We start from the raw sequence: 21,218 nt of genomic DNA on the forward strand, positions 1-21,218 counted from the left end.
AGCCTGATCATGGCAAACCCTCTATTTGATACACTTTTCGGACGCCACCAAGGCAAGACAACACCTTTCCTGGAGACGCCTGACGGCACAGTCATCACCCACGGTGAGTTCCTTGATCTGGCAGCGCAATATGCACATGTGCTGGTAGAATTGGGCGTAAAGCCCGGCGACCGTGTTGCAGTTCAGATCGGCAAATCTCCCCAAGCTTTGGCCGTCTACGCGGCATGTGTTCAGGCTGGGATCGTGTTCTTGCCGTTGAACACGGCTTACACGCCTGATGAAGTCTCGTACTTTGTTGAAAATAGCGCCGCGCGCGTACTTCTGTGTGATGGCAAGCGGTCTGAGGCTTTGGCGCCAATCGCCGCGGCAAGTGGCGCCATTCTTGAGACCATGAATAATGACGGTAGCGGTAGTTTCGCCACCAAAGCGGGTTCGATGGCTTCTGTATTCTCAACGGTTGAACGCTCGGAAAATGACTTGGCCGCGTTTCTTTACACGTCTGGGACCACAGGTCGCTCAAAAGGTGCCATGCTGACCCAAGCCAACCTGCTTTCAAACTGCACAACTCTGACAAAAGAGTGGGCGTTCACATCCGGTGATGTGCTGCTTCACGCGCTTCCGATTTTTCATACACACGGGCTTTTCGTGGCGACAAACATTGCGTTGCTGGCGGGTAGTAAAGTTGTCTTCATGCCCAAATTTGATCTGGATGTGATCATTGCGCATCTGCCCAACGCAACCACGATGATGGGGGTCCCGACGTTCTACACGCGTTTATTGGAGGATCCGCGTTTTACCAAAGATCTTGCGCAGCACATGCGTCTGTTCATTTCTGGAAGCGCGCCCCTGTTGGCGGAAACTCACGTACAATTCGAACAGCGCACGGGCCACCGAATTCTTGAGCGTTACGGCATGACCGAGACCAACATGAATACGTCCAACCCTTACAAGGGCGAGCGTCGCGCCGGTACGGTTGGCTTCCCGCTTCCGGGTGTTGAGGTCAAAATTACCGATAGCACTACCGGTGCAACTTTGCCCCAAGGCGAGATTGGCGAAATCGAAGTGCGTGGACCCAACGTCTTTAAGGGATACTGGCAGATGCCCGAAAAAACAGCAGAGGAGCTACGTGACAACGGATTTTTCATCACAGGGGATTTGGGCCAGATCGACGAAGACGGGTATCTGCATATCGTTGGGCGCAACAAGGATCTGATTATTTCGGGTGGCTACAATATCTACCCCAAGGAAATTGAACTTCTGCTCGATGCGGAATACGGCGTTCTGGAAAGTGCAGTTGTAGGGGTTCCACATCCAGATTTTGGCGAAACAGTCCTTGGGATTCTTGTTGCTAAATCTGGGGCAGAGCTTGATCTTGATGCGATCAAACAGAGCATCTCCACCTCGCTTGCCCGCTTTAAGCACCCGCAAAAACTGATTGTTGTTCCTGAGCTTCCACGTAACACGATGGGCAAAGTGCAAAAGAAGGCGCTACGCGACGAGTACAAAGACTTGTTCGTTCCTGCATGATGTCACCGTGTGACGTGTGACGTGTGACGTGTGACGTGAGACGGCATTTGCACATCTCATCGGTTAGTTGTCAGCAGACAGAATGAAGGGCAAGGCTGAGGCGTTGCTCATCACGTTACAGCGAGTTCGCTAGCGGAGTGTGAGGGGGTGTCACTGGGACCACTCTTAGTGTTCCGAGGTTACTATAGCGTTGGCTAAACTAAATTTGCGCCAACCCTCTGGAACTTAAGGTGTGCCATAGCAAGCGTTTCTTTGTTTATGGTGCCCTGAAGATTTGCATTAATCAGTCTCTGTGCCTTCACGCCATTTGCTACAACTGTGCATTAGCTGCGTACATAAGTCTAAAGCGTTATATCTTCGTATAAATCGTGATTAAGTAATAGCGCTGAAGTTTACAGGCTAATCTGGATTTCCAGCGATCCGATGTAAGGAATATAATTTTAAATTGAACGGGCTAGATAAAGTCCATCACCATGCTCTTAGTTATGCCGTGGGATGTAATATGGAGGCGAGTACCGGAATCGAACCGGTGTACACGGATTTGCAATCCGCTGCGTCACCACTCCGCCAACTCGCCTCGTGCGTTTGCAATGCAATCGCGTGGTGTAGCGTTGATTTAGCGGTGCGTTTGCCATTGCACAACCCAAAATCGTCTGCTGTGTACTGACTGCGAACGCCATTGCAGCCTTCTTTGTGCTGTGGCAAAAGCACGAACATATCCAGCAGCCAACGGGATCTACGATATGAGCGATTTTGCAACACGCCGCCGCATGATGGTCGACACACAAGTGCGCCCGTCGGACGTCACGAAGTTCCCGATTATTGATGCAATGCTGTCGATCCCACGTGAGGTGTATGTCCCGTCCGAAAAACGTGAAGCGGCTTACATGGACGGTGAAGTTGCATTGGGCGGGGGCCGTGTTTTGTTGGAAGCACGCAGCTTTGCCAAGCTTCTTGATGCGCTGACCATCGATACTGACGATCTTGTTCTCGACGTGGCCTGCGGGCACGGCTACTCCACGGCGGTTTTGGCACATATGGCCGCAGCTGTTGTTGGTGTGGAAAGTGATGCCGAGATGGCCGAGATTGCTCAGAGCAACCTGTCAGAAAACAATATCGATAACGCGGCTGTAAAAGATTGTGGCTTAGCGGAAGGGGCTGCTTCTGAGGGGCCATTTGATGTGATCTTGATCAGCGGTGGCGTCGAAGTTGTACCGGATGCGTTGCTGGCACAGCTAAAAGACGGCGGCCGTATCGGTGTGATTATGATGGAAAACGCGCTTGGGCGGGCCATGATCGGTCACAAACAAGACGGTAAAGTGAGCTGGCGTTTTGCATTCAACGCAACTGCCCCGATCCTGCCGGATTTCCAAGCGGCAACTGCCTTTCAGCTTTGACACTCTGAAAACTATACTAGATAGTTCAGTTAAGGCAGGGCGCGGTTTTCGCGCACCGCAGCTGATCTCTAGGAAGCTTTTCTAATGTTCTCAACGCCTCGTCGTCCCGCGTATTTTCTCGCAACCGCCGTCACCGTCTTTACAACTCTGCTGCCTCAGGCATCTGCTGCGGATAGTTTAAAAGATGCGTTGATCGGGGCCTACAAACATTCGGGTCTGTTGCAACAGCAACGCGCGCTGCTACGTGCCGCTGACGAAGATGTGGCGCAATCAATGGCTGCGCTGAAGCCGGTTATTGCTTTTTCTGCGGCGGCGACTGGCACAAACGCAAATGCTTTTAATTCGTTTGATTACAGCGCGTCGGGAACACTTTCGGCGCAGATCACACTTTACGATAACAACCGCTCACGGCTTGGTGCGGGGGCCGCCAAAGAAGCTGTTCTGGCGGGGCGTGAAGGGCTTGTTTTGGCTGAACAGCAGATTCTGTTCCGTGCGATTGATGCGTATTTGAACGTCCGGCGTCAGCGCCAATTGGTGGCGCTTCGCAATAACAACCTGACCTTGCTGAACCGCGAATTGCGCGCCGCTCAGGACCGCTTTGACGTAGGTGAAGTGACGCGAACAGATGTTGCCCTTGCGGAGGCCCGTATGGCCAGCGCGCGTGGTGATCTGGCGTCTGCGCAAGGTGCGCTTAGCCGTGCAATGGCGGAATATGCAAATGCAGTTGGGCGCAAGCCGGGTGATTTGCAAGCGGTCAAGCCTGTTCCAAGTCCTGCCAAATCAATCGCTGCGGCGGCAGAATTTGCACAACGTAACCACCCAAGCGCAAAGCGTGCGCAGCGTGAAGTGACCGTTGCGGAGTTGAATGTAGCACGCGCCGAAGCCGCTATGGGCAGCACGGTAACCCTGACGGGCCGTATCGGGGTTGATGACGATTTTGACACGACCGAAACCGCTCAGATCGAGCTAAGCCAGCCAATTTACCAAGGTGGGCGTTTGTCGTCGTTAGTTCGCCAAGCTCAAGCGCGTCGTGACGCAAGTCTGGCAAACGTGCATGTAGTGAGCAATGATGTGCGCCAATCAGTTGAGAACGCCTTTGCTGATTTGTCCATTGCACGGGCGCAAATTCAGTCGGCCGAGCGTCAGGTGCGCGCGGCACAAACGGCATTTAACGGGGTGCGTGAAGAAGCAAAGCTTGGTGCACGGACGACACTTGATGTGCTTGATGCTGAGCAGGAACTGTTGAACGCGCGCACACAACGCATCAGCGCGTTGATTGACGAACGGCGTGCATCTTACGGTGTGCTGGTTTCAATGGGTCTTTTGACCGCTGATTATCTGAAGCTTGGCATTCAGACATATGATCCCGCTGGTTACTATGAGTTGGTCAAAGATGGTCCGACGAAAAAATCCAAGCAGGGCCAACAGCTTGACCGTATTCTCAAAGGTCTGAACAAGTAAGCACATTACGCGTGTGATTTACTGTGTGCGCAGCAACCTGTTGTCGCGCGGGGGATGCTCAGCTAATGTCGCGGTAAGCAACTTACGGGCAAACTCAATGTCGGACACAGTCAATAACGCAGATATCGAAGACGTTTTGTCGTCTATTCGTCGATTGGTCGCCGATGATGCACCTGCGCGCCAGAGTGCGGCGGAGACACCAGCTGCAGAGCCTACGTCAGATGCGCAAAAACCTGCTGCACGGCTGTTGCTGACCGAAGCGTTGCGCGTGGATCTTGATGAGGCGGTGGATACAGCAGCTGCTACCGCACCGATTGAGCATGCAGTTGCCACAGCGGCCGCAACTGAGATCGAAGATAACGTAGTGGCGTTTTTTACCGGTGACGCGAAATCCACCGCGTCTCAGGTGCCCCCATATGAGGATCAAGAAGCTGAGGCGGCGCTTTTGTCGGATTCTGATCTGTCCTCAGTTGTGGCGGATGAGGTTGGTCCGGAAACTTCGGCAAATTCAGCCGAAGACGACAACATGTTCCAAGAGCATGTGATGGATGAGGATGCTCTGCGCGAGTTGATCGGCAAACTTGTCCGAGAGGAACTTCAGGGCGAGTTAGGCGAGCGGATCAGCCGTAATGTCCGAAAACTGGTACGGCGCGAAATTCACCGCGCAATGGCAAGTATCGATCTGGATTAGGCCGTAGATCCGCGTACATCAGCGGCGCATGACAACAAAGCATCGATATCCATATGCTTCTCTAGGTGATCAGCAAGCGCATCAAGCGTGGCCTCTACATCGCCTTGATAATCAAGCTGCCTTGATGTGCCGCCCAATTCTGCAAGGTACGCTGCGCGGAATTTATCTGCTGTAAAAAGCCCGTGCAGATAACACCCTTTGATCCTGCCATTCGCGGATGCGGCCCCCTCAGAGCGCCCATCAAGGGTCAACCACGCGGCGTTGCAGTCTTTGCCTGTCGTTTTGCCTAAGTGAATTTCATACCCGTCAACGGGGTGGCCGGATGCCTTGTGAAACGCGGATGATAAGCTAAGGCGTTTTTGGGGGTGCATAACCGTTTCAACGTCAAGCAGACCCAGTCCATCGACGGAACAAGCTGGTCCCTCAATGCCATCGGGATCATGGATTCTGCTCCCCAACATCTGATACCCACCGCAAATACCCAACACATGACCGCCACGCCGCACATGGGCCTGTAGGTCGATGTCCCAGCCTTGTTGCTTGAAATGGGCCAGATCGGCGATTGTTGATTTACTGCCCGGTATCAAAACCAGTTGCGCATCAGCGGGCAGGGGGCGTCCGGCCTCAATGATTTCAACTGTTATGTCCGGCTCTGACGAAAGCGGGTCCAGATCATCAAAATTTGCGATGCGGCCAAGGCGCGGCACGGCAATCTTGAACGCCCCACCTGTTCGGCTGGCAACATCCATCACATCTTCGGCAGGCAGTTTCCACGCATCGGCAAACCAAGGGATCACGCCCAACGACGTCCAGCCGGTGTGATCCATGATTGCGGTTAGCCCCTCATCAAACAGGGTGGTATCGCCGCGAAATTTGTTGATGCCGAATGCCTTAATCCGCGCGCGGTCCTCGGAGGGTAGCACCACATGGGTGCCGACCAGTTGGGCAATAACGCCGCCGCGATCAATGTCGCCGATTAGGGCCACGGGAACCCCTGCAGCTTCGGCAAAACCCATGTTCGCAATGTCGCCCGCGCGCAAGTTGACCTCCGCAGGTGAGCCCGCGCCTTCGATGATGACCAGATCGGTAGTGCTTGCGAGACGGTGAAAACTTTCAAGGACGGCTTGCATAAGCTTGGGTTTTGCTTTGGCGTAATCACGTGCTTTGAGTGTGGCAACGCGCTCGCCTTGTACGATGACTTGGGCACCAATGTCAGTTTCGGGCTTGAGCAAAACGGGGTTCATATCCGTGTGCGGGGCCACGCCACAGGCCATTGCCTGAAGCGCTTGGGCACGCCCAATCTCGCCCCCATCTTCAGTGACAGCGGCGTTGTTGGACATGTTTTGCGGCTTGAACGGGCGCACGCTCATGCCGCGCCGCACGCACGCACGCGCGATGCCAGCCACCAAGATCGACTTGCCCACATTTGAGCCGGCACCCTGTATCATGATTGCTTTTGTCATTGTGCCCCCTCGCGTTACCTGTGTTTACATTGACCCGCAGCGGAGGGCTACGATGAACACACCGGCACATCTGATTTTTGGACTGGCGGTATTTGGTCGCCCGAACGCGTCACGGGTCACGGCTGCCGCATTGGCCGGTGCGCTGATCCCTGATGCATCGCTTTATGTGATGGCAGGGTGGTCACTGTTTGTGATGGGAATTGATGCGCGCATTGTGTTCGGCGAGCTTTACTTTTCCGACCTCTGGCAGGCCGTTTTTCGGATCGATAACAGTTTTATTTTATGGGAGGCTGGCTTTGCCGCGGCGCTTTGGTGGCGGCTGGATTGGGCAATTGCTCTTTGTGGAGCGGCTCTTTTACATCTGCTGTTTGATTTTCCGCTGCATCACGATGATGGGCGGGCGCATTTCTGGCCCCTAACGGATTGGATTTACCAAAGCCCGCTCAGCTATTGGGATCGCAATCATTATGCTGGGATTGTCGCGCCGATTGAAATGGGGATGAGCCTGATTGCTGGCGCTTTCATCGTACGACGTTTTTGGGGCAGCAAGCTGATCGTCGGCTTGAGTGGTGTTTTGATGGCGGCACAGGTTGTGCCCGGCTTAATCTGGGCGTTTGTGTTTTAGCCTGAAAATAATGGGGACAGCCGCGGTAAATCGCTTATAAAAAATGCGCCCTAAATATTAGGACGCATTCTATAAATTCTTTTGTAGTGAGGTTCGCAGTACGCTTAAGCGGCTTCGGCCTGTGCTGCGTTGCGACGCTCGCTTTCTTCACGGCTAAGTGCCACGGATGTCCGTACGCCCTTGCCAACAAAGTCCATCAAACCTTCGACAACACGTTCGTTCGGATCAATACCTGCGCAGCTTAGAACTTCGCGGCCATCACGTGAACGTGCCCAACGGGCGATTTGGTCTGGACCATTTCCGTATTTCTTGTCATCAGCGATCGCATCGTCCAATGCGGCCAGCACCACCGCTGCAAATAGCTTGCGTGCGCGGTTGCCTTGTTCGTTGTTAAATGCAGTGCCATCAACGAAATCTTGCATCTCGTCTCCTAAATACAGTTGGTCTTGTTCTCGGCGTTGGGTCGTTATGGACCATTCAATACGATTCGGGGAAGTATTTTTTGCATGGCTGTCATGATGAAAACGCATGGCTTTTTACTGAATTGTAATAATCGGCCCTTGCTTGCCAGCTTCCGTTACCAAGGATATAGGCGCTGTTAATAGTATATCAACACTTGCGGGACATCCGACCTATGCCAAAAATCAACGGAAACGAGATCAGACCAGGTAATGTTTTGGAACATAACGGCGGGCTTTGGGCCGCTGTTAAAGTAGACCATGTGAAGCCGGGTAAGGGCGGTGCTTTTGCTCAGGTCGAGATGAAGAACCTTCGTAACGGCTCAAAGCTTAACGAGCGTTTTCGCAGTGCCGACAAAGTTGAGCGCGTCCGCCTTGAGCAAAAAGACCAGCAGTTCCTTTTTGAAAGCGACGGCATGTTGACGTTCATGGACACCGAGACTTATGAGCAAATTGAACTGCCTGCAGATATTTTGGGCGAGCGTCGCGCATTCTTGCAAGACGGCATGACCATCGTCATCGAATACCACGAAGCCGAAGCGCTTAACGCAACGCTGCCACAAAAAGTCGTGTGCAAAGTTGTTGAGACAGAGCCAGTCGTCAAAGGTCAGACAGCCGCAAACAGCTTTAAGCCAGCAGTTTTGGATAACGGTTTCAAAGTAATGGTGCCACCGTTTGTTGGTCAGGACGAAGACATCGTCGTGAACACAGAAACGATGGAATACGCAGAGCGCGCCTAATCGATAACGGTGAGGGCGGTTTCATCTGCCCTCATCCCATCGGCGCGGTCAAATCTGATATGCGCCAGTCCCAAATTCCCCGACACTGAATAAAGATGACCCGCAGGCTTGCCGTCCTTGGTGATGGGGGTATCGGCCTTTGCGCTGCCATCATGGGCGACCTTCACTAGACCCTTTTTCAGCTCGGTCTTATGTTTCATCCGCGCACAAATCTCTTGCCCGACAAAACATCCCTTTTTGAAGTCTATGCCGTTCAGGCGCTCGAACCCCGCCTCAAGAATGTAGGTGTCGGGCGTCAGCTCAATCCCTGTTTGTGGCACGGCCAAACGTACGCTCAGGGCTGAAAGCGCGTCCGATGTGATCGCTGAAGACGCGCTGCTATCGCTTGTGGTGCTATAAGCACGATGGGGTAATTCAGGGTGGCGCGGATCAGCATGGCCGCTGCCAAGCGATACGGACAGATCACTTTGCGCAATGGCCACATCTGCGCGCAGTTTATACATGTTCAGCCGCGTGAACAGCAGGCTGGCGTGGGTGCTGGCCACATCAAGCAACACTTGTTCCGCGTCATTGAGCAAGAAGAAATCAGCAACAAATTTACCCTGCGCGGTCAACAGCGCCGCATATGTCAGTGGGCTCTGCGCATCAAATGAATTGGTGATGAGCCCTGCCAGAAAGCTATGACGGTCAGGCCCTGTGATTGTAAAAACGGTGCGGTCGGTCATGGATTATGCCTACAGTTAATTACGTTGAGCGGCGGAACAGGTTAGTCAGTGACGTCCAAATACTCGGGGCCTCTTCGGTCTCGGACGGGGTGCTGAGATACGGTGCGCGGTGGACTGTTTTGCCGTCTTTGAATTGCGCAGCATGAAGGGCGGCATATGCACCACCAAGTGCCATCAGTGCCCCGTGGCTGCCTTCCTCAACGACGCGCCCACGGTCCATCACCACAATCTTGTCGGCGTTTTGAATTGTCGACAAGCGGTGTGCGATCACTAGTGTTGTGCGGCCTTTTGAAAGCTTCTCAAGCGCATCTTGGACCAGTTTTTCCGATTGGGTGTCGAGAGCCGATGTCGCCTCGTCCAACAGCAAGATCGGCGTGTCACGCAAAAGCGCGCGCGCGATCGCAACGCGCTGTCGTTGCCCGCCAGACAGCGCTGACCCCCTTGGACCTGCGGGGGTATCAATGCCTTGCTCAAGCTTGGGCAAAAACGCACTGACGTGGGCCGCATCAAGGGCAGCAGCAAGCTGTTCGTCTGTGACGTTGCTCTGACCCAACAAAATATTTTCGCGGATGGTTTCATCAAAGAGCAGCGCGTCTTGTGTCACCACGGAATAAAGTGAGCGCAGCGCGTTGATGTCAAATTGGGTAATGTCCGTATCGCCCAACATTACCTGACCGGCGCTTGGGTCATTGAGGCGCGTTAGCAAGTTGAACACAGTCGATTTGCCCGCGCCAGATGCGCCCACCAGCGCGGTTGTTTGACCCGCGGCGGCGGTAAAGCTTGCGCCCTGCAACACTGGATGATCGCCGTAGCTAAGATGCACGTCGCGTAGGACAATGTCGCCGGTTTCTACAGGTAGCGGGGTTATGGAAACTGGCGCTTTGATCTGATCCGGCGTGGTTTCAAATAACTCTTTGAGCCGTTCAATCCCCGCCGCAGCCGTTTGCCAAATACCTGCAAGACCGGCCAAGCGGCGCAGGGGCTCAAACGCAAATCCCATGGCCGTAAAGAAGGACATGAATTCACCGATTGTCTTTTCGCCCGAAATGATGTCGCTCGCGCCATAAACCAGCACTGCAAAAAAGCCGATGCCTGCCACCAAATCCGCAAGACCAGACATCATTGCACGGCCAATCGCGGCTTGTACTTCAACGCGGACACGTTTCGAGATCAGTCCAGTGTAGCGGTCATCTTGATACGTCTCCAAGCGGTTCAGCTTGATGGGGGCCATGCCGTGAAAAATTTCGTCAAGACGCGTAGACATAGAGGCCGCAACATCGCGGGCATTGGTGGCTTTGCGCCGCACAAACCGCTGCATCAGCTGGCTTGGTAGGATCATAAGCGGCAGCCCGATCAGGGTAACAAGCGTCCAGACCCAATCGATGGACAGCACCACAACCAAAAGTGCCACAAGGGTCACTGCATCACGGCCCGCACCGGTGATCAGCGCCATCCAGACTTGGTTCACGCCTTGCACATCGCCTTGCACACGCTCAATCAGATATCCCGGTGGGTTCTTTTGATGAAACCCCATGTCGAGGCTCATCAGGTGGCGCGCCATATCGGATTTAATGGTGCCTTCGGTCTTTTGGGCGATGCGCGTCAGGATCGCGCGCTGACCGACAGTTGTGATGGCACGAACCGCAAAGATGCCAAAAATAACGCCGCCTACGACGTAAGCCGCACTTTTGTTGCCGCCCACAAACACCGTATCGAACATCGGCTGTAGCATATACGACAACAGCCCCAACATAGAGCCTTCGACGGCCATGAAGATCAACGCGATGATCAGCCAGCCTGTGTGCGGACGCAAAAACCGTGTCCAAAGCCAGCCAAAAAGCGCACGGTCCGTGAGGGTCCGAGGTGTGCCCGCAGCAACAGGGCTTTGCGCGGCTATATCAGTTGAAGGGGGGGATGTTTCGGTCACTGTCGTTGCGCACTTTCAGTTAGGCAGGGCAGATGCGTAACCTACGGTCTATTCTGGCAAACACGTTGGCGCAAGGGTCACGAATTGACCAACGCGCATCGGCGGTCTAGCTCTAAGCCATCGGAACAGATCCGAGCCTTTCAAGGATATTTAAAATGACATCGCTTACCCACGGTCGCCACTACCTCGCTATTCCCGGTCCTTCTGTTATGCCAGACCGCGTTTTGCAGGCGATGCACCGCCCGTCGCCCAACATTTATGAGGGTGAACTGATTGAGATCACTGAAACACTGCCTGCTGATCTCAAGGCGATGGCGCGGACCAAGCATCACGTTGCGATGTACATCGGTAACGGCCATGCCGCATGGGAGGCCGCTTTGTTCAACACGCTTTCTGCAGGTGATGAGGTGATCGTCATCATGACCGGGCTGTTCGCTAATGGCTGGGCAGATATGGCCAAGGCGATGGGCGTCACCGCGCATGTTCTGGATTTTGGCAGACGCAGCAGTTTTGATCCCGCCCGTGTCGCCGAGGCTCTTGCGGCGACGCCTCAGGCCAAAGCGGTCTTGATGGTGCACGTTGATACATCGACCTCGGTGAAAAACGACGTGTCTGCGGTGCGTGCTTTGATGGACGAGGCGGGCAGTGATGCGCTGTTAATGGCGGATTGTATCGCAAGTTTTGGCTGTGATGATTTCCGCATGGACGCGTGGGGCGTCGATGTGATGGTCGCAGGTTGTCAAAAGGGCCTGATGGTGCCGGCGGGGATGAGCTTTGTTTTCTACAGTGACAAAGCCGATGACATTCGCGAAGCAAACGGATGCCTGTCGCGTTATTGGGATTGGCGCCCGCGCACGAACCCAGAGTTTTTCTATCTGCATTGGTGCGGCACAGCCCCAACGCATCATATTTATGGATTGCGTGAAGCGTTGGATATGATCAACGAGGAAGGCTATGAGAACGTCTTGGCGCGGCACCGTGTGTTGGCTGAGGCCGTTTGGGCCGCGTTTGAGTGTTGGTCAAAAGATGGCCCTCTTGAGTTGAACATCGCAGATCGTGCGCTGCGCAGTCATGCGGTGACAACATTGCGCACCGGTGCCCCGCACGCGACGACCCTGCGAAATTGGGTGAGCGCAAATGCGGGTCTTACCCTTGGTATCGGGTTGGGTATGGCAACCGAAGACGATCCAAAGTCAGACGGTTTTTTCCGTGTCGGTCACATGGGCTATGTGAACGCGCAAATGATTTTGGGTGCGTTGGGCACAATTCAAACAGGGCTTGTAGCCACCGGTTTGCCCCATGGGGACGGAGCACTTGAAGCAGCGACGCGCCTTCTGGCGGGGCAGGGATAACAGCACAGGATGCTTAATGGTTGTCAGGCGCGTTCTTTGATTTTTTGTGGAATGCGCCTGATGATTAACAGGTCAAAACTGTAGGCAAAGAGCATCACGCCAACAGTGCCCCAATGGGTGTAGATCGCGAAGATCGCCATAAAGAGCAGCGCTCCAAAACTCCATAAGAACGGCTTTGTGTAACGCTCTGCACGGTCAGAAATGGGTTTTCGATAAGACATACTCTGCACGCTAGAAGCCAATGGTTAAACATAACTTTATGGCGGCAAAGCTCTCAGGCAAGAATTAATTCAAATTACGCTAACTTCGCCATAGTCGCTGCAAATGCCTTTTCAAATGCGTCCATGGCGTCTTGCGGGCCACAGGACACGCGGATAGCACGGCTTTGGGGGGCCACGGCGGGCTTGCGCACGAAGATGCAGCGTTCGAGCAATTCGTTCATCACCCGGACTGCGAAAGCCTCGTCACGGCCGCAATCAATTGCAACAAAATTAGTATGTGAGGGCAGGCAGGTAAGTCCGTGTGCGCTAGCGATTTCGGCAATGCGCGCCTTGGATGCGTCAATTTGTGCTACTGTTTTCTTCAGATAGCTTTGGTCTTGCAATGCGGCCAGCGCACCTGCCATCCCGACCCGCGACATGCCGAAATGGTTTCGCACTTTGTTGAATGCCGCGATGACCTCCGGCGCGCCAAGTGCGTAGCCGACCCGTGCCCCTGCAAGCCCGTAAGCCTTTGAAAATGTGCGCATCCGAATGACATTCGGGGTATTGGCATCAATCTGCGGCAGGTCATGATGGGTGTCCGCATAGGCCTCGTCGAGCACCAAAAGAACGCCTGCAGGAATGTCCTTAATGGCTGCCTCAATCACTTTTGCACTATGTGCCGTGCCCATCGGATTGTCGGGATTAGAGAGATACATCAGCTTGGTGCGCGGGGTCTGTCGCGCCTTTTCCCAGAGGGCAGTGATGTCTTCACGGTCGTCCCGGTATGGCACTGTCGCCAATGTGCCGCCAAATCCCACAACATGATAATTGAACGTGGGGTAGGCCCCCAGTGACGTGACCGCATGGTCACCTTCAGTAATTGTGAGACGCACCAGATTGGCCAGAAGACCGTCGATGCCTTCGCCAATCATGATGTGATCCGGGCTGACGTTGTGGAATTCCGCCAAAGCGTGTTTCAACTCATGCGCCTCTGGATCGGCGTATTGCCAAGCCTCAGTCGCCGCGTGCTGCATAGCCGCAATCGCTTTGGGTGAGGGGCCAAAGGCAGACTCGTTTGCGCCAAGCCGCGCGGTAAAGGCTGCACCACAGGCGCGTTCTTGCGCCTCTGGCCCAACAAAAGGGACTGAGGCCGGCAAGTCACGGGCGAGCGGCGTTAGAAAATCATTGCTCATGTTCAACACCTTTCTTTGCCGCCCGAGTGCCTGGGAACGCCTGCCTAAATTTCGGCCAAGCGGGCCAAAGCAGAGCGAACAATCTCTGCCTCGCCTTGACGTTCTGACAGGTTCGCTTTGGCTTCTTCAACCACTTCCGCAGGTGCGGATTGCGCGAACTTTGGATTGTTGACGCGGCCCTCGAGCCCTTTGATTTCCTTCTCAAGCTTGAGCAGGTTTTTGGACAGGCGGGCGTTTTCTTTGTCCACGTCGATAATGTCTTTGAGCGGCAGCGCAAAGCTTGATGCACCGGCGTTCACAGAGATCGCCCCTTTGGGGGTCTCTGCCGCATCAGACAGGTTATCGATCCGCGCAAGACGTTTGATCATTGCCTCATTGGCGGTGTAAGCCGCCCGTGCTGCCGGATCGATATTCATCGCGAGAACCGGAATATAGAGGCCCGCAGGCACGTTCATTTGCGCGCGTGCGGAACGGACCGCGTCGATGAAAGAGATTACCCAGTTCAGTTCTTCGTCCGCGGCCGGATCCACAAGGTCCGCGCCGTAGCTTGGCCATTGTGCATGGACCAACATGGATTTGCGGTCGCCTGATGTGCCCCAAAGTTCTTCGGTGACATAAGGCATAATGGGATGCAGAAGGATCAAGCACTGGTCCAAAACCCATGCCATGGTCGCTTGGGTTTCGGCTTTGTGCGTATCATCATCGCCCTGCAACAGCGGCTTTGACAGCTCCACATACCAATCACAAACCTTGCCCCACACAAATGCATAAAGCGCATTGGCCGCATCGTTAAAACGGTAAGCTTCAAGGGCTGCGTTCACGTCTGCAAGCACTTTGGCCGTCTCACCAATGATCCAGCGGTTGACTGCTGCGGTGGGCTCTGGACGCGTGCCGTTGCCGCCCACAGCGCCGTTCATTTCGGCAAAGCGGTGGGCGTTCCAGATTTTGGTGCCAAAGTTACGGTAACCTGCGATACGCTGCATATCGAGTTTCAGCACCCCGCCCAGAGACGCCATCGCCGCATTGGCAAAACGCAAAGCATCCGCGCCGTATTCGTCAATGATATCGATCGGGTCGATCACGTTGCCGGTGGTTTTCGACATCTTCTTGCCTTGGGCATCGCGCACAAGGCCGTGCAGATAGACTGTGTCGAACGGAATGTCGTTCACCACGGACAGCTGCATCATCATCATTCGGGCTACCCAGAAGAACAGAATATCTGTGCCAGTGATCAGTGTTGATGTGGGGTGATAGCGCGCCAGTTCCGCGGTTTGTTCTGGCCAGCCAAGTGTGCCGATTGGCCAAAGGCCGGACGAGAACCATGTGTCCAGAACATCGGGATCACGGGTAAGTGCAACACCGTCACCTGCAAGGGCCTGAGCCTCTGCTTCGGTTGCGGCGCAATACTGGTTGCCGTCGCCGTCAAACCAAACGGGGATCTGGTGTCCCCACCACAATTGCCGCGAGATGCACCACGGTTCGATGTTCTCAAGCCAGTGGAAATATACTTTCTCTTCGCTTTTGGGCAAAATTGTCGTGCGGCCGTCACGCACAGCATCAAGGGCGGGACCCACGATTTTCGACGCGTCGACAAACCATTGATCCGTTAGCATAGGCTCCATCACCACTTTTGAGCGGTCGCAGAACGGCTGCATGATCGGCTTGTTCTCAACAAGCGGCACGCTGCGGGTTGCCTCGTTGCCATCCTCATCTTTGAAGGTCTCTTGTGTCATCACGGCCAAACCTTCGGCTGTGATGTCGGCGATCACTTTCTTGCGGGCCTCAAACCGGTCAAGGCCGCGGTAATCATCGGGAACAAGGTTCATCGCGGCGATTTTCGCCTCGTCGAAGTCTTCCTCGCCCCGTGCGATGCGCAAAGCAGTTGCGGCTTCTTCGGCATAGCTGCGGCCATCGGCACGCATCGCTGCTTTGGTGTCCATAAGGTTATAGAGCGGGATGCCTGCGCGCTTTGCCACCAGATAGTCATTAGGATCGTGCGCGCCGGTGATTTTCACCGCACCAGAGCCGAACTCCATATCAGGATAATCATCGGTGATGATCGGGATCAAGCGGCGATGCTCTTTGGGCCCCACGGGAATTTCGCACAGCTTGCCAACGATTGGCGCATAGCGTTCATCGCGTGGATTTACGGCAACAGCACCGTCCCCAAGCATTGTTTCAGGGCGCGTGGTCGCGATGGAAATATAATCCCGCTCTTCACGCAGGATTTCGACGCCGTCAGCATCTTTTTCGATGTACGTATATGTCTCACCACCCGCGAGCGGGTATTTGAAGTGCCACATGTGGCCTGCAACTTCGACGTTCTCAACCTCAAGATCAGAGATCGCCGTTTCAAAATGGGGGTCCCAGTTCACCAGACGTTTGCCGCGGTAGATCAGGCCCTTGTTGTACATCTCTACGAAGACTTTGATGACTGCGTCGTGAAAGTTTGGTGCGCCGTTGCCGGCTTCCGGGTCACCTTTGGCGCCGCCCATCGTAAAGGCCTCACGGTCCCAGTCACAAGACGCGCCAAGACGTTTCAATTGACCGATGATATTGCCACGTGTGCGGGTTTTTTGCTGCCAGACGCGCTCGATGAAGGCGTCACGACCCATTTCAGCACGGGTGGGTTCGCCGTTGGCAGCCATTTCACGCTCGGTCACAAGCTGGGTTGCGATGCCAGCGTGATCTGTGCCCGCTTGCCACAGGGTGTCGTAGCCCTGCATGCGTTTCCAGCGGATCAAGATGTCTTGCAGCGTGTTGTTGAATGCGTGCCCAACGTGCAGATTGCCGGTGACGTTGGGGGGCGGGATCACGATAGAGAACGTCTCGGGGCGCGATGCGTTTGCACCTGCTTTGAAGGCACCGCTGTCCTCCCATGCTTTGTAAAGACGCGCCTCTGCCTCGGCTGCATTGAAAGTTTTGTCCAGTGCCATCGATCTTCATCCCTTATCAGATTGGCCCTCAGATAGCCGAGCTACGCCCCAAGGAAAAGGCCTGTGAGCAGACAACTGACCCATTGCGGCTGCGTTACGAAATATTACACTGTTTTCACGTCAGTTTGGTTGGGGTGTGATGGCCGCTTGTGCGATAGCTGGTCCAAGGAGAGCGCGTTGTGTTTAGGCGATTATTCAGGTGGATTACGCGGGGGCCTGCTCCGCAGCAAATCAAAGAGGGCACGCATAGCGCCAGCGTGACCCATGTCATTATCCTTGATGGTACCATGTCATCGTTGAGCGCGGGGCGTGAGACGAACGCGGGGCATGTTTTCAAGCTACTTCAAGAAGTCGGCGAAAGCCCGCAACTATCCGTTTATTATGAGCCGGGCATCCAGTGGTTTGACTGGCGCACAACGTGGGATGTCATGGTAGGGCGCGGCATCAACCGGCAGATCCGGCGCGCCTATGGGTATCTGGCAAGTCGCTACAGGGCAGGCGACAAAATTGTTCTGGTTGGGTTTTCGCGTGGGGCTTATGCGGTGCGCAGTTTGGCGGGCATGGTGGACCAGATTGGCCTTTTGCAGCGCGAACATGCAACAGTGCGCAATATTCGCACGGCCTACAGGCATTACGAAAGTGGCAGCAACTCAGACGTGCGGCGCGCGTTTTCGAATGCCCATTGTCACCCAGATACACCGATTGAGATGATTGGTGTTTGGGACACGGTCAAAGCCCTTGGGCTACGGTTGCCTCTATTGTGGCGGATCACCGAAAAGAAGCACCTGTTTCATTCCCACACGCTTGGCCAGAATGTCCGAAACGGATTTCACGCGTTGGCGCTTGATGAGACGCGGCGGGCATATATGCCGGTCAAATGGGAGACCCGGCCAGACTGGCGCGGTGTGCAGATGGAGCAAGTTTGTTTTCGGGCACGCACGGTGATGTGGGCGGGCAGATCGGGGCGTATGTGGTGGACCGCGGTTTGGCGAATATCCCACTGAACTGGATGTTGGGTCACTTGGATCACTGCGGCGTGCCGTTGCCCCGTGACTGGCGCGGGCGGTTTGTAGAAAACCCCAACGCGCCTTCAACGGGGAATTGGCGTGGGCTGTCAGTGGTGTTTTTGTCCCGCAAACGTCGGCGCGTCGGGCTTGATCCGTCCGAGGCGATCCACCCGCTGGCCGTTGAGATGCGCCGCGGTGTCAGGCGACTTTCTCAAGTTCGAGTTGCGGAGTAATCCCCAAGGCGTGGCATACGTCCCGGGTCATTTCTGGCTTGTTCAGCGTATAGAAATGCAGCTGTTCGACACCTTCCGTAATCAGCGTATCGCACAGTTCTGTTGCCAGGGAAATTGCCAGCAGGTCGGCACGGTTATCGCGGGTTGCTTTGTCGAATGCATCATCAAGCCAGCGCGGCGTTGGTGTGCCGCAGGCGTTGGCAAAAGCGCGCACGCCAGACCATGTCTCGATTGGCAAAATGCCGGGGATGATCGGCGCGGTGATGCCTGCTGCTGCGCAGTGATCGCGAAACCGCAGGAACGTGTCGGCCTCAAAGAAGAACTGCGTTAATGCGCTGTCGGCGCCTGCGTCTATCTTACGTTTCAGCCAGTCAACATTGGCCTTCATGTTCGTGGCATCAGGATGGCAATCTGGATAAGCGCCGACGCGAATGTGCTCAGCGCCTTCAACTTTAAGCGCGCTGATCAACTCAAGGGACGATGCAAAGCCTTCGGGGTGCGGTGTGAACTGCGCTTGGCCTTTGGGGGCGTCCCCGCGAAGCGCCACAATCTGGCGCACGCCTTGGTCCATGTAGGCGCGCGCAATTTCCAACGTCTCATCACGGGTTTGATCGACGCAGGTCAGATGTGCGGCCACGGTCAGGTCTGTCTGGCTACTCAGCGCACTGACGGCCTCGTGGGTGAGTTTGCGGGTCGTGCCGCCCGCGCCGTAGGTCACGGACACGAATGACGGATCAAGGGGCGCAAGAGTTTGCACGCAATCCCAAAGGCGGAACGCGGCGGGGATGGATTTGGGCGGAAAGAACTCGAAACTCACAGATGGGCTTGGCATGGCATATTCCTTTTTGGCTTGCGTTTTTGTGCCTGCGGGCATTACTTGAGGCAAGTTCATAACGCTCACCATCATTATGAGGACAGCATGCATATCGAGTTTCGCCATCTCCGCACGATCAAAGCGATCCATGAAGCCGGTGGGCTGTCGGCTGCTGCGGACAGGCTCAACATTACCCAATCTGCGCTGAGCCATCAGATCAAAGGTCTTGAGGATCAAGCGCAAGTTGAGCTGTTTATCCGGCGCTCAAAGCCTTTGAAATTGTCTGCGGCGGGCATGAAGCTGTTGGGTCTGGCTGAGCAAGTGTTGCCCCAAGTCGCAGCGCTTGAGGCCGAGTTTGCGGGCATTGAGCAGGGCCGCGCAGGACGCCTTCATATCGCGATTGAGTGTCACGCCTGTTTTGAGTGGTTGTTTCCGGTGCTTGAAAAATTCCGCAAAGCCTGGCCTGACGTGGACGTTGATATTTTGCCCGGCTTGGCCTTTGACGCGCTTCCTGCGTTGCAAAAGGAAAAAGTTGATCTTGTTGTATCATCGGATCCGGCGGATCTGGCTGGTGTCGATTTCACACCTCTTTTTGATTACGACGCGGTTTTTGTTGCCTCGAACCAGCACCCGCTGGCCAGCAAGCCTTTTGTCGACGCCGAGGATTTTCGCGGCGAAACTCTGATAACCTATCCTGTTGAACGCTCGCGGCTTGATGTTTTCTCACAGCTCTTGATCCCTGCCAAAGTTGAACCGGCAGAGGTCCGTCAAGCGGAACTGACGGCCGTAATCTTGTTGTTGGTTGCCTCAAATCGCGGTGTGGCGGTGTTGCCTGATTGGGTCGTACGCGAGGTAAAATACTCGTCTGACTACGTGACGCGGCCACTGACAGAAACAGGCATTACGCGCAGGCTTTACGCCGCCACACGCAGCAACGAGACCACGCTTCCCTACATGGCGCATCTTCTAAAGCTGGCTGGCATCGAAGCGGTTAAACTTCAACGCCATTAGCACCATTTAGCGCGCAGCGATCACTTGCGCCTCTACCGCAGCGATCACGTCGTGGATTGTTTGCGATGTAGTGCGGTGGTTCACGATCGCCGCGCGCAAACAGTTTTTGCCATCAACAGTCGTGGTCGAGAAAACTGCATCACCAGACAGCTGCAAGGCCGCCGCAATATCAGAGGCGTCACCGGCATTTGGCGTAAAGACGCACAGGTTTGAGATGACAGGATGCGCGAGCGTTAGATAGGGGGAGGCTTCAACCAACTCGCCCATTAGCGCGGCTTGATCACAGTTGTCCGTGATGGCGGCGCTTATTGTATCGCGGTCGTGAGTTTTGAGCGTGGTCCAGAGTTTAAGCGCGCGCATCCCGCGGCTAAGTTCGGTGCCATAATCCGTGGGCCACCAATCTCCCGCACCGATCCCTGCGGATTGCGCGGTCAAATATTCTGCACGGTCTGAGAATGTCGCGCGGTGCAGATCATGATCGCGTAGCAAACACGCGCCGCAATCGTATTGCACGCCCAACCACTTGTGCCCGTCCAGTGCGATGGAATTGGCGTGTTCAATGCCGCTCGCAAGGACGTTGAGGCGTGGTGCGGCGATACGGATCCAAAAACCGAAAGCCGCATCAACGTGCAGCCATGTGCTGTGCTCTTGGGCGATGCGCGAAAGAGTGTTCAGATCATCATAAGTGCCTGTGTTAACGCTTCCGGCGGTGCCGACAATTGCCAACGGTACAATGCCGGAAGCGGCGTCTTGGGTCAGCTGTGTTTGCAGTGCGTCCGTATCCATCGCCCCGTCTTTCAGGGCGATCTGGCACACGGCGTCCCCACCGAAGCCAAGAATTTCCATGGCCTGTTTGATGCAGCTGTGCGCACCTTGGGCGATATACACACGCACGGTTGGTAAATTTTGAACGCCTGTTTTGCGGACATCTGCACCAAATCGGGCTACTTTTGCTGCAGACAGCGCATAGATTGTGGCCTGCGATGTGCCTGTGGTCAGGATGCCGCTTGCATTTTCGCCTAGTCCCGCCAAATCGGTCAGCCAGCGGATGCATTCTTTTTCAATGCGGATGCCCCCATGATCGCGGCCTCCGCAGTTAGAATTCATCGCGGCGGCTACCATTTCCGAGGCAAGCCCCATGGCTTGGCCCGTGCCGTGGACCCACCCAAAGAACGCTGGATGCGTGTTGCCGGTGGAGGCGGGCATGATTGTGTCCGTCAATAAACTGGTCGCGTCCCCGCGCGTTGGCGTGTCAAGCGATATGGCCGCATCAAATCCATCGGGAACGGGCCGCCACGGATGATTGCGGGCATTTTCAAGGTGATCGACGCAGGCATCAAGGACCTGATGCATCTCGGCGCGAAACGCGGTCCAGTCAGTTGGGTCCATCCGGTTGCCTTCATGAGGGTTCTTGTTTGTCATGGGTTACAACTCCTTGCGCGATGGTGGATGACG

The 21,218-nt window shown here is 55.0% G+C and carries 19 protein-coding genes and 1 tRNA gene; 10 read left to right on the forward strand and 10 right to left on the reverse strand.

The genetic code is table 11. The features are described 5' to 3' along the window. Positions 1 to 9 precede the first annotated feature (9 nt). Positions 10 to 1,527, forward strand: coding sequence for a malonate--CoA ligase (locus tag OLX08_RS11385; protein ID WP_391481517.1), 1,518 nt, complete (start codon positions 10 to 12; stop codon positions 1,525 to 1,527). A 503-nt stretch (positions 1,528 to 2,030) separates the two neighbouring features. Here OLX08_RS11385 and OLX08_RS11390 read toward each other — a convergent pair. Further along, positions 2,031 to 2,104, reverse strand: a tRNA-Cys gene (locus tag OLX08_RS11390). A 166-nt stretch (positions 2,105 to 2,270) separates the two neighbouring features. Here OLX08_RS11390 and OLX08_RS11395 point away from each other — a divergent pair. From OLX08_RS11395 to OLX08_RS11405, 3 genes are all read left to right on the forward strand, one after another. Beyond that, positions 2,271 to 2,924 carry a protein-L-isoaspartate O-methyltransferase family protein gene (locus tag OLX08_RS11395; protein ID WP_391481518.1) on the forward strand — a complete coding sequence of 218 codons (654 nt, stop codon included), beginning with the start codon at positions 2,271 to 2,273 and terminating at the stop codon, positions 2,922 to 2,924. Positions 2,925 to 3,008: 84 nt separating this feature from the next. Further along, positions 3,009 to 4,385, forward strand: a complete 1,377-nt coding sequence (locus tag OLX08_RS11400) for a TolC family outer membrane protein (protein ID WP_391481519.1) — start codon at positions 3,009 to 3,011, stop codon at positions 4,383 to 4,385. Positions 4,386 to 4,482: 97 nt separating this feature from the next. Further along, positions 4,483 to 5,076, forward strand: a complete 594-nt coding sequence (locus OLX08_RS11405; RefSeq protein WP_391481520.1) for a hypothetical protein — start codon at positions 4,483 to 4,485, stop codon at positions 5,074 to 5,076. Here the strand turns inward: OLX08_RS11405 and OLX08_RS11410 are convergent. After that, entirely contained in the window at positions 5,073 to 6,539 is a 1,467-nt protein-coding gene (locus tag OLX08_RS11410) for a cobyric acid synthase (RefSeq protein ID WP_391481521.1), read from the reverse strand. The two genes, OLX08_RS11405 and OLX08_RS11410, sit on opposite strands and share 4 nt — an antisense overlap. 52 nt (positions 6,540 to 6,591) lie before the next feature. Here OLX08_RS11410 and OLX08_RS11415 point away from each other — a divergent pair, with 52 nt between their 5' ends. Beyond that, positions 6,592 to 7,164 carry a cobalamin biosynthesis protein CobQ gene (locus tag OLX08_RS11415; protein WP_391481522.1) on the forward strand — a complete coding sequence of 191 codons (573 nt, stop codon included), beginning with the start codon at positions 6,592 to 6,594 and terminating at the stop codon, positions 7,162 to 7,164. 104 nt (positions 7,165 to 7,268) lie between these two features. Here OLX08_RS11415 and OLX08_RS11420 read toward each other — a convergent pair whose 3' ends face one another. Continuing rightward, the gene (locus tag OLX08_RS11420) at positions 7,269 to 7,586 is read right to left on the reverse strand and encodes a DUF6280 family protein (RefSeq protein WP_048598313.1); all 318 of its coding nucleotides are present in this window, start codon (positions 7,584 to 7,586) and stop codon (positions 7,269 to 7,271) included. 212 nt (positions 7,587 to 7,798) lie between these two features. Here OLX08_RS11420 and efp point away from each other — a divergent pair, with 212 nt between their 5' ends. After that, entirely contained in the window at positions 7,799 to 8,362 is a 564-nt protein-coding gene (gene efp, locus OLX08_RS11425; RefSeq protein ID WP_048598312.1) for an elongation factor P, read from the forward strand. On the opposite strand, the gene OLX08_RS11430 is transcribed toward efp, so the two are convergent. Beyond that, on the reverse strand, positions 8,359 to 9,087 hold the full coding sequence (locus tag OLX08_RS11430) for a YgfZ/GcvT domain-containing protein (protein ID WP_391481523.1): 729 nt from the start codon (positions 9,085 to 9,087) through the stop codon (positions 8,359 to 8,361). The genes efp and OLX08_RS11430 overlap by 4 nt on opposite strands. Positions 9,088 to 9,106: 19 nt before the next feature. Beyond that, entirely contained in the window at positions 9,107 to 11,014 is a 1,908-nt protein-coding gene (locus OLX08_RS11435) for an ABC transporter ATP-binding protein (protein WP_391481524.1), read from the reverse strand. Positions 11,015 to 11,169: 155 nt separating this feature from the next. Between OLX08_RS11435 and OLX08_RS11440 the strand changes: the two genes are divergently transcribed. Further along, complete coding sequence (locus tag OLX08_RS11440; protein ID WP_391481525.1) at positions 11,170 to 12,366, forward strand: pyridoxal-phosphate-dependent aminotransferase family protein; 1,197 nt, start codon at positions 11,170 to 11,172, stop codon at positions 12,364 to 12,366. 23 nt (positions 12,367 to 12,389) lie between these two features. Here the strand turns inward: OLX08_RS11440 and OLX08_RS11445 are convergent, their stop codons facing one another. The 3 genes from OLX08_RS11445 to OLX08_RS11455 all read right to left on the reverse strand — a co-directional run bounded on the left by OLX08_RS11445 (position 12,390) and on the right by OLX08_RS11455 (position 16,698). After that, on the reverse strand, positions 12,390 to 12,587 hold the full coding sequence (locus OLX08_RS11445) for a hypothetical protein (protein ID WP_391481526.1): 198 nt from the start codon (positions 12,585 to 12,587) through the stop codon (positions 12,390 to 12,392). Between the two features lie 74 nt (positions 12,588 to 12,661). After that, entirely contained in the window at positions 12,662 to 13,762 is a 1,101-nt protein-coding gene (locus OLX08_RS11450) for a pyridoxal phosphate-dependent aminotransferase (protein WP_391481527.1), read from the reverse strand. A gap of 44 nt (positions 13,763 to 13,806) precedes the next feature. Beyond that, complete coding sequence (locus OLX08_RS11455; RefSeq protein WP_391481528.1) at positions 13,807 to 16,698, reverse strand: valine--tRNA ligase; 2,892 nt, start codon at positions 16,696 to 16,698, stop codon at positions 13,807 to 13,809. Between the two features lie 257 nt (positions 16,699 to 16,955). On the opposite strand from OLX08_RS11455, the gene OLX08_RS11460 reads away from it, so the two are divergent. After that, positions 16,956 to 17,702, forward strand: coding sequence for a DUF2235 domain-containing protein (locus OLX08_RS11460; protein ID WP_391481529.1), 747 nt, complete (start codon positions 16,956 to 16,958; stop codon positions 17,700 to 17,702). Further along, complete coding sequence (locus OLX08_RS11465; RefSeq protein ID WP_391481530.1) at positions 17,684 to 17,938, forward strand: hypothetical protein; 255 nt, start codon at positions 17,684 to 17,686, stop codon at positions 17,936 to 17,938. Before OLX08_RS11460 ends, OLX08_RS11465 begins: the two co-directional genes overlap by 19 nt. Here OLX08_RS11465 and metF read toward each other — a convergent pair. Further along, positions 17,904 to 18,770 carry a methylenetetrahydrofolate reductase [NAD(P)H] gene (metF, locus tag OLX08_RS11470; RefSeq protein ID WP_391481531.1) on the reverse strand — a complete coding sequence of 289 codons (867 nt, stop codon included), beginning with the start codon at positions 18,768 to 18,770 and terminating at the stop codon, positions 17,904 to 17,906. The two genes, OLX08_RS11465 and metF, sit on opposite strands and share 35 nt — an antisense overlap. A gap of 87 nt (positions 18,771 to 18,857) precedes the next feature. Between metF and OLX08_RS11475 the strand changes: the two genes are divergently transcribed. Next, a complete protein-coding gene (locus tag OLX08_RS11475; protein WP_391481532.1) occupies positions 18,858 to 19,763 on the forward strand; it encodes a LysR family transcriptional regulator in 906 nt (301 codons plus the stop codon). Between the two features lie 6 nt (positions 19,764 to 19,769). Here the strand turns inward: OLX08_RS11475 and OLX08_RS11480 are convergent, their stop codons facing one another. Further along, positions 19,770 to 21,185, reverse strand: a complete 1,416-nt coding sequence (locus tag OLX08_RS11480; protein WP_391481533.1) for a pyridoxal phosphate-dependent decarboxylase family protein — start codon at positions 21,183 to 21,185, stop codon at positions 19,770 to 19,772. Positions 21,186 to 21,218 lie beyond the last annotated feature (33 nt).

The sequence above is a fragment of the Nereida ignava genome, from assembly GCF_047114695.1.
Taxonomy (GTDB): Bacteria; Pseudomonadota; Alphaproteobacteria; order Rhodobacterales; family Rhodobacteraceae; genus Nereida; species Nereida ignava.

Excerpts from the sequence above, each read along its gene's own strand:
- OLX08_RS11385 (WP_391481517.1), top strand. The coding sequence starts at position 10 with ATGGCAAACCCTCTATTTGATACACTTTTCGGACGCCACCAAGGCAAG.
- OLX08_RS11395 (WP_391481518.1), top strand. The coding sequence starts at position 2,271 with ATGAGCGATTTTGCAACACGCCGCCGCATGATGGTCGACACACAAGTG.
- OLX08_RS11400 (WP_391481519.1), top strand. The coding sequence starts at position 3,009 with ATGTTCTCAACGCCTCGTCGTCCCGCGTATTTTCTCGCAACCGCCGTC.
- OLX08_RS11405 (WP_391481520.1), top strand. The coding sequence starts at position 4,483 with ATGTCGGACACAGTCAATAACGCAGATATCGAAGACGTTTTGTCGTCT.
- OLX08_RS11410 (WP_391481521.1), bottom strand. The coding sequence starts at position 6,539 with ATGACAAAAGCAATCATGATACAGGGTGCCGGCTCAAATGTGGGCAAG.
- OLX08_RS11415 (WP_391481522.1), top strand. The coding sequence starts at position 6,592 with ATGAACACACCGGCACATCTGATTTTTGGACTGGCGGTATTTGGTCGC.
- OLX08_RS11420 (WP_048598313.1), bottom strand. The coding sequence starts at position 7,586 with ATGCAAGATTTCGTTGATGGCACTGCATTTAACAACGAACAAGGCAAC.
- efp (WP_048598312.1), top strand. The coding sequence starts at position 7,799 with ATGCCAAAAATCAACGGAAACGAGATCAGACCAGGTAATGTTTTGGAA.
- OLX08_RS11430 (WP_391481523.1), bottom strand. The coding sequence starts at position 9,087 with ATGACCGACCGCACCGTTTTTACAATCACAGGGCCTGACCGTCATAGC.
- OLX08_RS11440 (WP_391481525.1), top strand. The coding sequence starts at position 11,170 with ATGACATCGCTTACCCACGGTCGCCACTACCTCGCTATTCCCGGTCCT.
- OLX08_RS11445 (WP_391481526.1), bottom strand. The coding sequence starts at position 12,587 with ATGTCTTATCGAAAACCCATTTCTGACCGTGCAGAGCGTTACACAAAG.
- OLX08_RS11450 (WP_391481527.1), bottom strand. The coding sequence starts at position 13,762 with ATGAGCAATGATTTTCTAACGCCGCTCGCCCGTGACTTGCCGGCCTCA.
- OLX08_RS11455 (WP_391481528.1), bottom strand. The coding sequence starts at position 16,698 with ATGGCACTGGACAAAACTTTCAATGCAGCCGAGGCAGAGGCGCGTCTT.
- metF (WP_391481531.1), bottom strand. The coding sequence starts at position 18,770 with ATGCCAAGCCCATCTGTGAGTTTCGAGTTCTTTCCGCCCAAATCCATC.
- OLX08_RS11475 (WP_391481532.1), top strand. The coding sequence starts at position 18,858 with ATGCATATCGAGTTTCGCCATCTCCGCACGATCAAAGCGATCCATGAA.
- OLX08_RS11480 (WP_391481533.1), bottom strand. The coding sequence starts at position 21,185 with ATGACAAACAAGAACCCTCATGAAGGCAACCGGATGGACCCAACTGAC.